The 13581-nt window shown below is 69.9% G+C and carries 10 protein-coding genes; 5 read left to right on the top strand and 5 right to left on the bottom strand.

The features are described from left to right. Positions 1–63: 63 nt before the first annotated feature. Together ABS642_RS08375 and ABS642_RS08370 are read right to left on the bottom strand one after the other, a co-directional pair. The gene (locus ABS642_RS08375; protein WP_116634600.1) at positions 64–336 is read right to left on the bottom strand and encodes a GlsB/YeaQ/YmgE family stress response membrane protein; all 273 of its coding nucleotides are present in this window, start codon (positions 334–336) and stop codon (positions 64–66) included. Between the two features lie 174 nt (positions 337–510). Then, positions 511–1419, bottom strand: coding sequence for a Bax inhibitor-1/YccA family protein (locus ABS642_RS08370; protein WP_282214206.1), 909 nt, complete (start codon positions 1417–1419; stop codon positions 511–513). A 90-nt stretch (positions 1420–1509) separates the two neighbouring features. Between ABS642_RS08370 and ABS642_RS08365 the strand changes: the two genes are divergently transcribed. Further along, a complete protein-coding gene (locus tag ABS642_RS08365; RefSeq protein WP_350352962.1) occupies positions 1510–2496 on the top strand; it encodes a glycerophosphodiester phosphodiesterase family protein in 987 nt (328 codons plus the stop codon). A gap of 15 nt (positions 2497–2511) precedes the next feature. Here ABS642_RS08365 and ABS642_RS08360 read toward each other — a convergent pair whose 3' ends face one another. Beyond that, positions 2512–2910, bottom strand: a complete 399-nt coding sequence (locus tag ABS642_RS08360) for a YccF domain-containing protein (protein WP_282214204.1) — start codon at positions 2908–2910, stop codon at positions 2512–2514. Positions 2911–3043: 133 nt separating this feature from the next. Between ABS642_RS08360 and ABS642_RS08355 the strand changes: the two genes are divergently transcribed. The 4 genes from ABS642_RS08355 (at position 3044) to ligD (ending at position 11010) form a co-directional block, all read left to right on the top strand. After that, positions 3044–6136 (top strand): lamin tail domain-containing protein, encoded by a 3093-nt coding sequence (locus ABS642_RS08355; RefSeq protein WP_350352961.1) that lies wholly within the window; start codon positions 3044–3046, stop codon positions 6134–6136. A gap of 105 nt (positions 6137–6241) precedes the next feature. Next, positions 6242–8701 (top strand): UvrD-helicase domain-containing protein, encoded by a 2460-nt coding sequence (locus tag ABS642_RS08350; protein WP_350352960.1) that lies wholly within the window; start codon positions 6242–6244, stop codon positions 8699–8701. A gap of 28 nt (positions 8702–8729) precedes the next feature. Continuing rightward, positions 8730–9896: an SseB family protein gene (locus ABS642_RS08345; protein ID WP_350352959.1), complete on the top strand. Its 1167-nt coding sequence runs from the start codon at positions 8730–8732 to the stop codon at positions 9894–9896. Positions 9897–9939: 43 nt separating this feature from the next. Continuing rightward, positions 9940–11010 (top strand): non-homologous end-joining DNA ligase, encoded by a 1071-nt coding sequence (ligD, locus tag ABS642_RS08340; protein WP_282214198.1) that lies wholly within the window; start codon positions 9940–9942, stop codon positions 11008–11010. A gap of 6 nt (positions 11011–11016) precedes the next feature. Here ligD and ABS642_RS08335 read toward each other — a convergent pair whose 3' ends face one another. Together ABS642_RS08335 and ABS642_RS08330 are read right to left on the bottom strand one after the other, a co-directional pair. After that, complete coding sequence (locus tag ABS642_RS08335) at positions 11017–12060, bottom strand: ATP-dependent DNA ligase (RefSeq protein WP_350352958.1); 1044 nt, start codon at positions 12058–12060, stop codon at positions 11017–11019. Between the two features lie 46 nt (positions 12061–12106). Beyond that, positions 12107–13558: an NAD(P)/FAD-dependent oxidoreductase gene (locus ABS642_RS08330; protein ID WP_350352957.1), complete on the bottom strand. Its 1452-nt coding sequence runs from the start codon at positions 13556–13558 to the stop codon at positions 12107–12109. Positions 13559–13581: the final 23 nt, after the last annotated feature.

Below are 13581 nucleotides of genomic sequence, written 5' to 3'. Positions count from 1 at the left end.
CTCCGGGAGCTTTCGCTGCCGAAGGGACGGGCCTCTGGGTGCTGTGCGGGCGTCAGTATCCGCTCAGTTGCGGGCCTTGCTGCCGCGACCGACGATCAGGCCGTAGATCAGCAGCACGACGATGGCGCCGCCGATCGCGAGGAGCCAGGTCTGCAGGCTCCAGAACTCTTCCAGACCCACGCCGAAGATGACGGATCCGAGCCAGCCGCCGAGGAAGGCGCCGACCACGCCGAGCAGGAGCGTGACGATCCATCCGCCGCCCTGCTTGCCCGGGAGGATCAGCTTGGCGATGGCGCCGGCGATGAGGCCGAGAAGAAGGAATCCGAGGAAACTCATGGTCTGCTCCTTTGTGTTGCGAATACCCGTGGTGTCGGGTCTCGCAGATGACTATGCCGCTCGGTCACCCTGGAAGACACCCCCTTGCGCGCACCTCCCCGGATATGGCAAGAGGCCCGCCTCCCCAGGGAGACGGGCCTCTCGACGCGTGCTGAGATCAGCAGGCGCTCGTGATCAGTTGCTGCGGACGATCGCGATGATGCGCAGGATCTCGACGTACAGCCAGACGACCGTGACCATGATGCCGAAGGCACCCATCCAGCCGAACTGACGCGGAGCGCCGTTGCGGACGCCCTGCTGGATCTGGTCGAAGTCGAGCACCAGCGAGTAAGCGGCCATGATGACGACGAGCACACCGATGATCAGGCCGAGCGGGATGCCGGCGATCGAGGCGCTGAGCAGGCCGAACGCCTGTCCCTCCGGCAGCACGCCCGTCCACATCAGGACGAGGTTCAGCAGCGAGAAGACGAGGTAGCCGACCATCGCGATCATGAAGACCTTGGTCGCCTTCTTCGAGGCGCGGATCTTGCCGCTCGCGAAGAGGGCCAGCGTGACGCCGACGACCGAGACCGTCGCGAGGGTCGCCTGGAAGACGATGCCCGGGTAGATGATCTCGAAGAACGCCGAGATGCCACCGACGAACAGGCCCTCGAAGGCCGCGTAGGCGAAGATCAGCGCGGGACGCACCTTCTTGCGCGACGTGAACGTGATGACCATGGCGAGCACGAAGCCGCCGAGGGCGCCGATGATCCACGGCAGCATCGAGACGCTCTGCGTGGAGCTGAGGTCGACCCCGCCGAGCGTCCAGACCCAGCCGACGGCTGCGGTCACGAGGAGGATGGCGAAGAGGCCGGCGGTCTTCCAGACGGTGTCCTCGACGGACATCCGGTCGGTCTCGATCGCTCCGGCGGGAGGTGCCGCGTACATGCCCTCGAGCTGCGCGTTGGCCGCGGCATCCATCGTGGCGTGCTGGAAGGAGGCGTTCTGCGCACCCTGAGCGGCCTGCGGTCCGCCCGGGTAGGTCGCGACATTGCGCGGATCCTGCTGCTTGAACGCCGGGTTGTTGAAGGCGAAGTTGCTCATTGGTGGGCCTCACTCCAAAAGGGGGTCGTAGGTCGCTTTCCTCTACGATACCCGCGTGGTGGGGGGTATGGGGTGTTCTACGCTGAGAGCGTGCCAAGGAAATCGCCCCTCGTCATCGGGCATCGCGGTGCGCCCGGCTACCGCCCGGAGCACAGCCGTTCCTCCTACGAACTCGCACTCGCGATGGGTGTCGACGCGGTCGAGCCCGACGTCGTCGCCACGAAGGACGGCGTCCTGGTCGTCCGCCACGAGAACGAGATCTCCGGCACCACCGACATCGCCCGGCATCCGGAGTTCGCCGACCGCAAGACGACCAAGCGCGTCGACGGGCAGGCGCTGACGGGCTGGTTCACCGAGGACTTCACCTGGGCGGAGCTGTCGACCCTGCGCGGGCGCGAGCGGCTGCCCGAGGTGCGCGCGACCAGCGCGAGCTTCGACGACTCCCAGGCGATCCTCCGCCTCCGCGACGTGCTCGACATCGTGCGCGAGGGCTCGGCGGAGCACGGGCGCGAGATCGGCGTCGTGCTCGAGGTCAAGCACGCGACGTACTTCGCCAGCATCGGCCTGGACCTGGCGCCGCTCATCGAGCAGGAGCTCCGCGACGCGGGCTGGGCCGACGGAGAGCTGCCGCTGATCATCGAGTGCTTCGAGTCCACCGTGCTCGGCCAGCTGCGCGCGCGGGGGATCGCGGCGTCGTTCGTGTACCTCATCGAGGCGGCGGGGCGCCCGTACGATCTGCTCGTCGCCGAGGGCAAGCAGGCGCTCACCTACAAGGCGACCGTGACGCCCCGTGGTCTCGACGGACTGGTCGGGAAGGTCGACGGGATCAGCGTGAGCAAGCGGATGCTGCTGGCTCGGGGCAACACGATCGTCGAGGATGCGCACGAGCGGGGCCTCAAGGTCTTCACGTGGACGTGCCGCCCGGAGAACGCGTTCCTCGCGGCGGAGTTCCGCGGCCCCGGAGGCAAGGGGGCCTTCGGCGACTACGAGTCGGAGTGGGGTGTGATCGCCCGCACGGGAGTGGACGGGGTGTTCGTCGACCACCCGGACCTCGGCGTGAGCTTCTTCCGCAGCTGACGCGCGGCGCCGGCGTCAGAGCGTGCGGTCGAAAGCGCCCTTGCGGGTGGAGACGATCTCCTTGCCGAGCGGCATCAGCGAGACCGGCACCATCTTGAAGTCGGCGATGCCCATCGGGATGCCGATGATCGTGATGCACAGCGCGATGCCCGAGATGATGTGCCCGATCGCGAGCCACCAGCCGGCGAGGATCACCCAGAGCACATTGCCGAGGAAGGAGCCGACGCCGGCGGTCGGCTTGCTGACGACCTCGCGGCCGAACGGCCAGATCGCGTAGCGCGCGATGCGGAACGACGCGATCGCCCACGGGATCGTGATGATCGGGATGCACAGCAGCACACCGGCCAGGATGTAGCCGAGGAACAGAGCCCATCCCGCCAGGATCACCCAGATGATGTTGAGGATCGTGCGCATGGATCGATTGTGTCATGCAGAGCTGAACGGCCACCTGTCGTTCACCTGCCGTGCACGTGCGGGTCGTCCCGCGGCCACGCGGACTCGGTGGTCTGGAGGCCTACCCGTCTGAACCCCTAGCCAGGAGTCCTCCATGCCCCGCCTGCACTTCGCAGCGGCGGTCACGGCCGCGTGCGCCCTCAGCGCCGCCGCCCTGCTCGCCACCCCGGCCGCCGCAGTCGGCGCCGATCCCGGCATCCGCCCCTTCGAAGAGGCTCCGGGCGCGACCGCGACCGCGGGTCTCGTGCTCAACGAGATCATCTACGACGACGCGGCGACCGGTCTCGCCGATCAGGTCGAGCTCTACAACGCCGGCAGCGAGGCGGTCGATCTCGACGGCTGGTACATCGCCGACGAGAAGCGCGACACCTTCGGGTTCGCACCCGAGGGCACGTCGCTGGCTCCCGGCGAGTTCCTGGTGCTCGTGAAGGACGTCGACTTCTCCTTCGGTCTCGGCAAGGGCGACGAGGTCGTGCTGTTCGATCCGGCCGGAGCGGAGATCGACGCGTACGCGTACGAGAACACCGCACCGCTGTCGGACTGGTCGCGCTGCCCCGACGGCACAGGTGACTGGGCGCACGCGACGGCTGCCACGCCGGGAGCGGCGAACGACTGCACCGTGGCGCCCGTCTCGGGCGCGATCGTGATCAACGAGGTGGATTCGCAGCCCGCCGACTGGGTCGAGTTCCACAACCCCGGCGACGCGGCCCTCGACATCTCGGGCTACGAGATCCGCGACAACTCCGACGACCACCGCTGGCAGTTCCTGCCGGGCACGACGATCGACGCGGGCGCGTTCCTCGTCGTGGAGGAGGGGACCATCGGACTCGTCGGCGGTGTCGAGACCGCGTTCCGCGACCCGATCGGCATCGGCAGCGCCGACCGTATCCGGCTGTACGACACCACGGGGACGATGATCGACGACACGCTTCCCTGGGAGGGGCACGCGGCGATCGACGGCGACTTCGCGGCGGCGACCCTGGCGCGCTGCCCCGACGGCGAGGGAGCGTTCCTGCTGGCCCACCCCACTCCGGGTGCGGCGAACTCCTGCGTGATGCCCGACGTGGTCATCAACGAGGTCGAGTCGAACGGCGACACGACCGACTGGGTCGAGGTCGTCAACACCGGCGCGACGGCGGTCGACCTCTCCGGCTGGTCCGTGATGGACAACGACCCGAACGGCCACGCCTCCGAGACCACGCCGCTTCCGGCCGGCACGGTCCTCGAGCCCGGCGCCTTCTTCGTGTTCGACCAGCCCGCGAACTTCAGCTTCGGGCTCGGGAACGGCGACACTGTGACGATCCGCGACGCCAACGGCAACACGGTCGACGAGCACGTGTACGCGACCCACGCCGATGGCGTCTGGGCGCGCTGCGCCGAGGGCACGGGCGAGTTCGCCGACGTCGCCGTCTCGACCAAGGGGCTTCGCAACGCCTGCGGCAACCCGGTGCGGATCAACGAGGTCGAGTCCGACGGCGGCTCCCCGGACGACTGGGTGGAGCTGGTGAACCCGACGACCGGGACCCTCGACGTCTCGGGCATCGTCGTGAAGGACGATGACGACGCGCACGCCTACGCGATCCCGGCAGGCTCCTCGATCCCGGCCGGCGGATACCTCGTGATCGAGCGCGAGCAGCTGGGCTTCGGCCTCGGCGGCGGCGACGCGGTGCGCCTGTTCGACGGCGACCTGCTGATCGATGAGGCCACCTGGGGTGAGGGGCACGCGGCGACGACCTGGGGCCGCTGCCCCGACGCCACGGGTGTGTTCGCGGTCACGGCAGAACCGACCAAGGGTGCCGCGAACGTGTGCGACGGCGAGGTCGTCGTCTCGCCGTGGCCCGGATCCGCGGACGTGCGCGCGCTCGATGAGGTCCCGACGTTCCTCGAGGACAGCTCGGGTCTCGACGTGCAGGAGACCGCCGACGGCGCGTTCCTCTGGGCCGTCGACAACGGCGAGGGCCGCATCTGGAAGCTCGAGGCGCACGCCGACGGCTCGGTCGAGAAGGTCGACGGCTGGGATGAGGGCAAGCGGATCCGTTTCCAGAAGGATGCCGCCGACCCCGGCGCCGCGGGCCCGGACACCGAGGGCATCACGGTCGATGGTGCGGGCAGCGTCTACGTCGCCTCCGAGCGCGACAACAGTGCGAAGGGCGTGAACCAGAACGTCGTGCTGAAGGTGGATCCGGATGCCGCGGCGGGCGACCTCGTCGCGGAGCAGGAGTGGGATCTGACCGCGCTGCTGCCGGCCGTCGGAGCCAACCTCGGCATGGAGGCGGTCCAGTGGGTGCCCGACGTGGCGCTCGCGGGGAAGCTCTTCGACGACAACACGGGCGCGGCGTACGACCCGTCGGGCTACGCGGGTCACGGCGACGGGCTGTTCTTCGTCGCCGTCGAGGACAACGGGCACGTGTACGGCTTCTCGCTCGGCGCAGACGGCACGGCGACGCTCGTGTCCGAGATCGCGCCCGGCCTCACCGGTGTGATGGGGCTGGACTACGACACCGTGCGGAACACGCTGTGGGCGGTCTGCGACGACGGATGCCAGGGCCGCTCGGCCGAGATCACGCTGAACGGTACCGCGAAGCCGGGGATCGCGCACTACGCGCGCCCCGCCGGCATGCCCGACATCAACAACGAGGGCTTCGCCACGGCGCCGGCCTCGCTGTCGGTCGACGGTCAGCGCCCGGTCTGGTGGTTCGCCGACGGGTTCGCCTCGGAGGCGCTGCGCGTCGGTACCCTTCCGGGCGTCGACGGCGAGAACCCCGGCGGGGAGACGCCACCGCTGCCCGGCACGGATCTGGTCGACGGCAACCGCAACGGCGTGACGGTGGACCCGGCGGTCGCGACGCGCGGCCAGAAGGTCACGGTCACGGTCGGGGCGGATGCCGCGGGCGAGGACGTCGCGGTCTGGATGTACTCCGACCCGGTGCGCATCGCGACCGGATCGCTCTCGGCATCCGGAGCCCTGACCGTCACGATCCCGGCGGATGCCGCGCTCGGCGCTCACCGGATCGCGGTGTACGCCGCCGACGGCACGCTGCGCGGCTGGGCAGACATCCGCATCACGGCTGCCTCCGGTGGCCTCGCCGCCACCGGTTCGGAGCTGCCCATCGCGGCTGTCGCGCTCGCGCTGATGCTGCTGACGGCGGGCGCTGTCGCCGTGCGCCGTCGGAAGCGCACGGCCTGAGGGCGTCGGGAGGGTGCGCGAGTCCGTTCGCGTGCCCTCCCGCGGCCGTGCCCGGGGGCAGATCCGTGCCGCGGTGTCGGTGCCGCCGCCTAGACTCATAGGGCCATGACCGAAGCTCCCCTCATCGTCCCCGGAACCGCCGGTCCCCGCTCCTCCGGGGCCGAGGGACAGGACGACCTCCTCGCCGGACTGAACCCGCAGCAGCTCGAAGCCGTCACCTATCGCGGACCCGCGCTGCTCATCGTCGCGGGCGCCGGATCAGGCAAGACGAGCGTGCTCACGCGCCGCATCGCCTCGCTGCTGCGCGGCCGCGAGGCATGGCCGAGCCAGATCCTCGCGATCACGTTCACGAACAAGGCCGCCGGCGAGATGCGCGAGCGCGTCGCGGGGCTCATCGGCGACGCCGCCCGTGGCATGTGGATCTCCACCTTCCACTCCGCGTGCGTGCGCATCCTCCGCCGCGAGGCCGAGCAGTTCGGCTTCACGAAGTCATTCACCATCTACGACTCGGGTGACACCCGCGCCCTCCTCAAGCGGTTGGTCAAAGAGCACGAGGCCGACGCCTACGGACTCACACCGGCCTCGGTGATGGGGCGCATCTCGAAGCTGAAGAACGAGCTGTCCGACGCCGAGTCCTACGCGCGCCAGGCCAACATGAGCGACCCGGTGGAGCGCAAATTCGTCGAGCTCTTCGCCGATTACCAGCGCCAGCTGCGGAAGGCCAACGCCTTCGACTTCGACGACCTCATCGGGCAGACCGTCTACCTGTTCCGGGCGTTTCCGCAGGTCGCCGACACCTATCGGCGTCGCTTCCGGCACATCCTCGTCGACGAGTACCAGGACACCAACCACGCGCAGTACGCGCTGATCCATGAGCTGACGCGGCCGGTCTCGTCCGACGCCCCCGATCCGTATGCCTCCAACGGCATGATGATCTTCGAACCCGAGACGACCCCCGCCCTCGAGGGCGCCTCGCTCACGGTGGTCGGCGACTCCGACCAGTCGATCTACGCATTCCGCGGTGCCGACATCCGCAACATCAGCGAGTTCGAGCGCGACTTCCCCGGCGCGAGGGTGGTGCTGCTCGAGCAGAACTACCGCTCCACGCAGAACATCCTGTCCGCGGCGAACGCCGTCATCGGGAACAACTTCGACCGCAAGGACAAGAAGCTCTGGAGCGACAAGGGCGACGGCGACGCCATCATCGGGTTCACGGGGTACTCGCAGCACGACGAGGCGCAGTTCGTGGCCGACGAGATCGAGGTGCTGCGGCGGGCGGGCATGCCGTACTCCGAGATGGCCGTGTTCTATCGGACCAACTCGCAGTCCCGTGCCCTGGAGGAGATCTTCATCCGCTCCGCCGTGCCGTACAAGATCATGGGCGGCACGAAGTTCTACGAGCGCGCCGAGATCAAAGACGCCCTCGCGTACCTCGTTGCGGTCGCGAATCCGGCCGACGAGATGTCGGTGCGCCGCATCCTGAACAAGCCGCGTCGCGGCATCGGCGATGTGACCGAGACCGCGATCGCGCGCTTCGCGGAAGAGCACGACATCAGCTTCCGCGATGCTCTGGCGAACTCGGCGCAGCTCGGCTTCGGCCCGAAGATCCAGGCCGCGATCGCGCACCTCGACGCCGTGCTCGCCGAGGCGACCGCGATCATGCTCCCGGCGTCCGGTGAGCTTCCGGCTCCGACCACCGTCGCCGACGGTCTGAGCCTGCTGCTCTCGAAGAGCGGGTACCTCGATTCGCTCCGCGCGAGCCGCGACCCGCAGGACGAGGCCCGTGTCGAGAACCTCGACGAGTTCGTCGCCGTCGCCCGCGACTTCGCGCGCAACAACCCCGAGGGCACGATCGTCGACTTCCTCACCGAGGTCGCCCTGGTGTCGGATGCCGACGACCTCGACGACGAGTCGGGAACGGTCTCCCTGATGACCATGCACACGGCGAAGGGCCTCGAGTACGACGCCGTGTTCGTGACAGGCGTCGAGGAAGACCTCATCCCGCACCGCATCTCGGCAGGCGAGCCCGGTGGTCCGCAGGAGGAGCGTCGCCTCTTCTACGTCGGCATCACCCGTGCGCGCAAGCGCCTGCACCTCTCGCTCGCGATGACCAGGGCCCAGTTCGGCGAGGTCACCGTCGCCATGCCGAGCCGGTTCCTCCAGGAGATCCCGGCCGCGCTGATCGACTGGCGGCAGTCGCCGGGCGACGTCAACTCGCGCGGCGGCATGCAGTCCCGTGCCCTGAACGCGCGTCGTTCCGGGGGATTCGGCGGCTCGGGTTCGGGTTCGGGCGACCGGTTCGGTGTCAAGGCGCTGCCCGGCAGAGACGCGCTCAAGCCGCTCTCGACGGCGATGGACAAGTTCCCCAACCGGGTCACCGCCAAGATGCGCGACAACGGCGACCTCGAGCTCACCGCCGGCGACCGCATCCGTCACGTCGACTTCGGCGAGGGTCGGGTCGATGCCGTGACCGGCGAGGGAGCGAAGCGGATCGCACACGTGCGCTTCGACACGGCGGGACAGAAGAAGCTCCTCATCAAGGTCGCGCCGATCGAGAAGATCTAGGTCTCGCAGGCGGGTTAGGCTGGCTCATATGGCCCTCTTCTCCCGCCGCAAGAAGTCCAGCGACGACGCCGTCGCCCCGGCAGCAGACGCCCCCGAGACCGAATCGAGCGCTCGCGCCGACGATGACGCCGAGACGGCCGTCGCCGAACCGGTGGCCGCAGCGCCCACGATCGGCATCTCCGTCCAGGCGTTCCGCGGAGTCGGAGAGGAAGCCGGCCCCGAGGTCTCCCTGCCCGACGCCGACACGGCGCCCGGGACAGCGGCATCCGCCCCTCGTCCGTCGAGCCCGTCCGCTCTTCCCGGCTCGCAGTCGTCGGCGGCGCAGCCCGTTCCGAAGCTCGCGATTCCGCAGGACCGCAGGCTCCCGCTCGCGCCCAGCCTGCCGCCGGAGCAGACCGAGACCATCGCCGGGATGAAGGACAACGTCCTGCTCCGCGAGGCACTCAAGGAGGTCGAGGCCGGCGCGACGAACGAGCAGCTGCTCGGCGTCATGCGCCAGGCCCTGCAGGGGCACCTGTACATCCGCGTGATCGGCGACGCGCGCACGCAGATCAGCGAGGGCACGCCGCTGGCGGTCGCAGTCGTCCGCGACGGCGAGCGTCAGTTCATGCTCGCGTTCAGCTCCGCGTCCGCCGTCCGCGACTCGGTGCAGTTGGAAGACGATCCCACGGCGACCTCCGCGGTCGCGCAGCCGGTCACCTCCGTGCTGCAGCAGGTGGTGTCGGGAGACTTCGCCGGCCTCATCGTCGACAACGCCTCTGCGCCGCACCGCGTCGTGTTCCCGACCGAGCTGCTGCAGAAGACGCTCGATCAGGCCGACGTCGACATGACGGTCAAGTCGCTGCTCGCCGCCCCGCGGGAACAGGATTCCGCCGTGAAGGTGGGGGAGGCGCTCGCGTCGAAGCGCATGTGGGTGGCTGTGAACGACGGCAACGGCAGCGGTCAGGTCGGCATCGCCGAGGCGCAGACCACCGACGGGCGGCGGTTCCTGCAGCTCTTCTCGCACCCGCTCGAGGTCATCGCCCTCGGCCGCGGCGATCGGCCGCTCCCGTTCGAGCCGGAGCAGCTCGCCAAGGTGCTCTCGAGCCACGACGAGATGGCCGGCGTGATCGTCGACACCGCGGGGCCGTCGATCGTCGTCGAGCGCGACGCGCTCGCGCCGGTCCTGGTTCTCGCGGTCGATCTCGGCGACTGAGCGCGGTCTTCCCCCGAATCCGTCGGCACCCTAGGGTCGGAGCATGGCCTCCGAACGCGTGACCCTGACCGTCGTCGACCCCGACGGAGAGCGCGAGGTCGCGCTCTCCAGCCCGAACCGCGTGGTCTGGCCCGACCTCGGCATCACCAAGGCGGAGCTCGCCGAGTACGTGCAGCTGGTGTCGACCCCGTTCCTCAACGCGAACGGCAACAGGGCCGTGTCCCTCGAGCGCTTCCGTGATGGCATCGAAGCCGCGGGAAAGCCGCGGAAGGAGGGATTCTTCTCGAAGAACCCACCCAAGGGCACTCCCGACTTCGTCGACGCCGAGATGATGACGTACAACAGCGGTCGTCAGCATCCGCAGATCGTGCTGAACCGCACGAGCGCGATCGTCTGGGCCGTGCAGATGAACACGATCGTGTTCCACCCGTGGGCATCGCTGGCGACAGATCCGGACAACCCGGTCGAGCTTCGCATCGACCTGGACCCGCAGCCGGGAACGGACTTCGCGGATGCCGTCACCGCCGCGCACACGCTGCGCGAGGTGCTTCGGGAGGCCGGCCTCGACGCGTTCGCCAAGACCAGTGGCAACCGCGGTCTGCACATCTTCGCCCCCATCGAGCCGACGCATGAGTTCCTCGACGTGCGCCATGCCGTGATCGCCGCCGGGCGGGAGCTGGAGCGCCGGATGCCGGAGCAGGTCACCATGAACTGGTGGAAGGAGGAGCGCGGGGAGCGGATCTTCGTCGACTTCAACCAGGCCAACCGCGACCGCACGATGGCCGGCGCCTACAGCCCGCGTGCCCTCCCGGGCGCGACGGTCTCGACGCCCGTCCTGTGGGAGGAGCTCGACGGGCTCGACCCGACCGTCTTCACGGTGCGCAGCATCCCGCAGCGGCTGGCGGAGATCGGCGATCCGTGGGCGGACATGCAGGCCTCGCCGGGTCGCATCGACACCCTGCTCGAGTGGTGGGAGCGCGACAAGGAGAACGGTCTCGGCGAGCTGTCGTTCCCACCGGAGTTCCCGAAGATGCCGGGGGAGCCGCCGCGCGTGCAGCCGAGCAAGAAGGTCGCCGGCAACTGGGATGCCGAGGGGAATCCGATCGACGACTGACGCGGTTCAGGACAGCACGTCGGCGAGGTCGTAGCCGGCCACCGTGTCGAGCTGGTCGTAGGTGCAGGAGCGGGCATCGCGGTCGGGGCGCCAGCGCTCGAACTGCACGGTGTGGCGGAAGCGCGCACCCTCGAGCTGGTCGTAGCGCACCTCGAGCACGCGCTCGGGGCGCAGCCGCACGAACGACACGTCCTTCGAGCCGCTGAACCGCGACCGCTCGCCCTCGCCGGTGACCGCGTCACCGCTGTCGTCGCGCTCGACGAGGGGTGCGAGCTCCTCGACCAGCTCCTGTCGACGTGCGTCGCTCCACGCGGCGACGCCGCCGACCTGCCGCAGCGTGCCGTCGTCGTCGTAGAGCCCCACGAGCAGCGAGCCGACGCCAGAGCCGGACTTGTGGATCCGGTAGCCGAGGGCGACCACATCGGCGGTGCGTGCGTGCTTGATCTTGAAGAGGGTGCGTTTGCCGGGGGCGTAGGGCTGGTCGAGGGGCTTGGCGACCACGCCGTCGAGTCCTGCCCCTTCGAACTCGTCGAGCCAGCGGACGGCGGCGTCGCGGTCGCGGGTGGTGCGCGTGATGTGCAGGGGATGGTCGACGGCATCCATCACGGTCTCGAGGCGGGCGCGGCGGGTCTCGAACGACTGCCCGAGCAGATCGTCTTCTCCGTACGCGAGCAGATCGAACGCGATGAACATGGCCGGTGTCTCCACGGCGAGCTTGGCGACGCGGGAGGCCGCAGGGTGGATCCGCTGGCTCAACGCCTCCCAGTCCAGGCGCTGGGCGCCCTGCGGTCCGGTGGCGACGACGATCTCGCCGTCGAGCAGGCACGGTCCGGGCAGCAGCTCCGGGATCGCCTCCACGAGCTCCGGGAAGTACCGGGTGAGCGGCTTCGCGCCGCGGGAACCGATCTCGACCGTCTCGCCGTCCCACGCGATGAGTCCGCGGAAACCGTCCCATTTCGGCTCGTACAGCAGTCCACCGGGCGTCTTCGCCGGGTCGGGCACCGCCGGAACGGCCTTCGCGAGCATCGGGGAGGGGATGTCGTAGCGCATGGTCCCATCCTGGCCGCGGGTACCGTGCGGCGGAAGGGGGACCGGCTCAGGCGAACAGGTCGCCGAGCTCCGCGGGGGTCCCCGCGTCGCGCAGGGCCGTGCGCGCGGCGTGCCAGCCGGCCATGCCGTTGACCGCGGGGCCGGGCGGGGTCGATGCCGAGGCCAGGTAGACCCCGCGCATCGGCGTCCGCCACGGCGCCGGGGACAGGGTCGGCCGACGCAGCGCTTGCCGGATGTCGAAGACGCCCCCAGAGATGTCTCCGCCGATCTCCGCCGGGTTGATGGCGTCCCGTGAGGATGCCGGCACGGCGTGGTGCGCGAGGATCAGGTCGCGGAAGCCGGGTGCGAAGCGCTCGACCTGCGCGGTGATGAGCTCGGTGGGGTCGAGCTCCGAGCCGTTCGGCACGTGGATGTATGCCCACAGCACCGCCTTGCCCTCCGGCGCGCGAGAGGGATCGAGGACCGAGGGCTGCACGGCGAGCACGTACGGCCGCTCGCTGACCCGTCCGGCGGCCACGGCGTTCTCGCTGGCCCAGACCTCGGCGCGCGTCCCGCCCAGGTGCACGGTCGGCGCCCGCCGGACATCCGGATTCGCCCACGGGATCGGGCCGTCGAGCGCGAAGTCGACCTTCGCCGCCGCCGCGCCGTAGCGATACCCCGAGATCGCCCTGGCGTACCCCGACGGGACGTCGCGGTGCGTGAGGGCGAGCCGGGGCGAGGTGTTCAGGAAGAGCAGGTCGCCTCGCGCGGGGTCGCCCCAGTCGAGCGTCTGCAGGTCCGTGACGCGGACTCCGGCCTCCAGCACGCCGCCGTGGGTTTCGATGTCGGCCACCAGGGCATCCGCGATCTGCTGTGCACCGCCGCGCGGGTAGGGCCAGCCGCCGGCGTGGCCGAACGCGGCGAGGAGCAGCCCGGCGGCGGCGCCCGCGAGCGTCGGCTGCGGCGAGTTCGCGTGCGCGACGACCCCCGACATCAGGGCGGCGGCCGCGTCGCCGAGGAAAGCGCGCTCGGCTAGGGGAGTGCCCTGATCCAGCATCCGGATCGCGTAGCGCGCGGCGGTGAGCGGGTCGCGGGGCACGCGCAGCAGCTGGTTCTCGGTGAAGTCGATGAGACCCTCGATACGGGTGCTCAGCGGCCGCACGCGGGCCAGCCATGCCTGCCCGTCGACGCCCAGCCCGGCCGCCGTGCGCGCGATGTCGTGCCAGGCGATCGCCGCGCGCCCGCCGTCGAGCGGGTGGGCATAGGAGATCTCCGGGCGGATCCACTCGATGCGCTCGGCGAGACCGAAAGCCCGGAAGAAGGGGGAGGAGACGGCCGCGGGATGCACGGCGGAGCACACGTCGTGCCGGAATCCCGGGAGCGTGGACTCCTGCGTCCGCACGCCTCCGCCGACCGTGTCGGACGCTTCGAGCACGTGCACGTCGTAGCCGGCGCGTGCGAGCGCGACGGCGGCAGCGAGTCCGTTGGGACCTGCGCCGATGATCGTCGCCCGTGCCATCACGCCAGTCTCGCACGCGAGCG

It is taken from the genome of Microbacterium sp. A8/3-1 (genome assembly GCF_040267695.1).
In the GTDB taxonomy this organism is placed as follows: domain Bacteria; phylum Actinomycetota; class Actinomycetes; order Actinomycetales; family Microbacteriaceae; genus Microbacterium; species Microbacterium luteolum.
This window is presented reverse-complemented; position numbering and strand designations above follow the sequence as displayed.

Bases quoted from the DNA above. Each gene is read 5' to 3' on its own strand.
- ABS642_RS08375 (WP_116634600.1), bottom strand. From the start codon at position 336: ATGAGTTTCCTCGGATTCCTTCTTCTCGGCCTCATCGCCGGCGCCATC.
- ABS642_RS08370 (WP_282214206.1), bottom strand. From the start codon at position 1,419: ATGAGCAACTTCGCCTTCAACAACCCGGCGTTCAAGCAGCAGGATCCG.
- ABS642_RS08360 (WP_282214204.1), bottom strand. From the start codon at position 2,910: ATGCGCACGATCCTCAACATCATCTGGGTGATCCTGGCGGGATGGGCT.
- ABS642_RS08355 (WP_350352961.1), top strand. From the start codon at position 3,044: ATGCCCCGCCTGCACTTCGCAGCGGCGGTCACGGCCGCGTGCGCCCTC.
- ABS642_RS08350 (WP_350352960.1), top strand. From the start codon at position 6,242: ATGACCGAAGCTCCCCTCATCGTCCCCGGAACCGCCGGTCCCCGCTCC.
- ABS642_RS08345 (WP_350352959.1), top strand. From the start codon at position 8,730: ATGGCCCTCTTCTCCCGCCGCAAGAAGTCCAGCGACGACGCCGTCGCC.
- ligD (WP_282214198.1), top strand. From the start codon at position 9,940: ATGGCCTCCGAACGCGTGACCCTGACCGTCGTCGACCCCGACGGAGAG.
- ABS642_RS08335 (WP_350352958.1), bottom strand. From the start codon at position 12,060: ATGCGCTACGACATCCCCTCCCCGATGCTCGCGAAGGCCGTTCCGGCG.
- ABS642_RS08330 (WP_350352957.1), bottom strand. From the start codon at position 13,558: ATGGCACGGGCGACGATCATCGGCGCAGGTCCCAACGGACTCGCTGCC.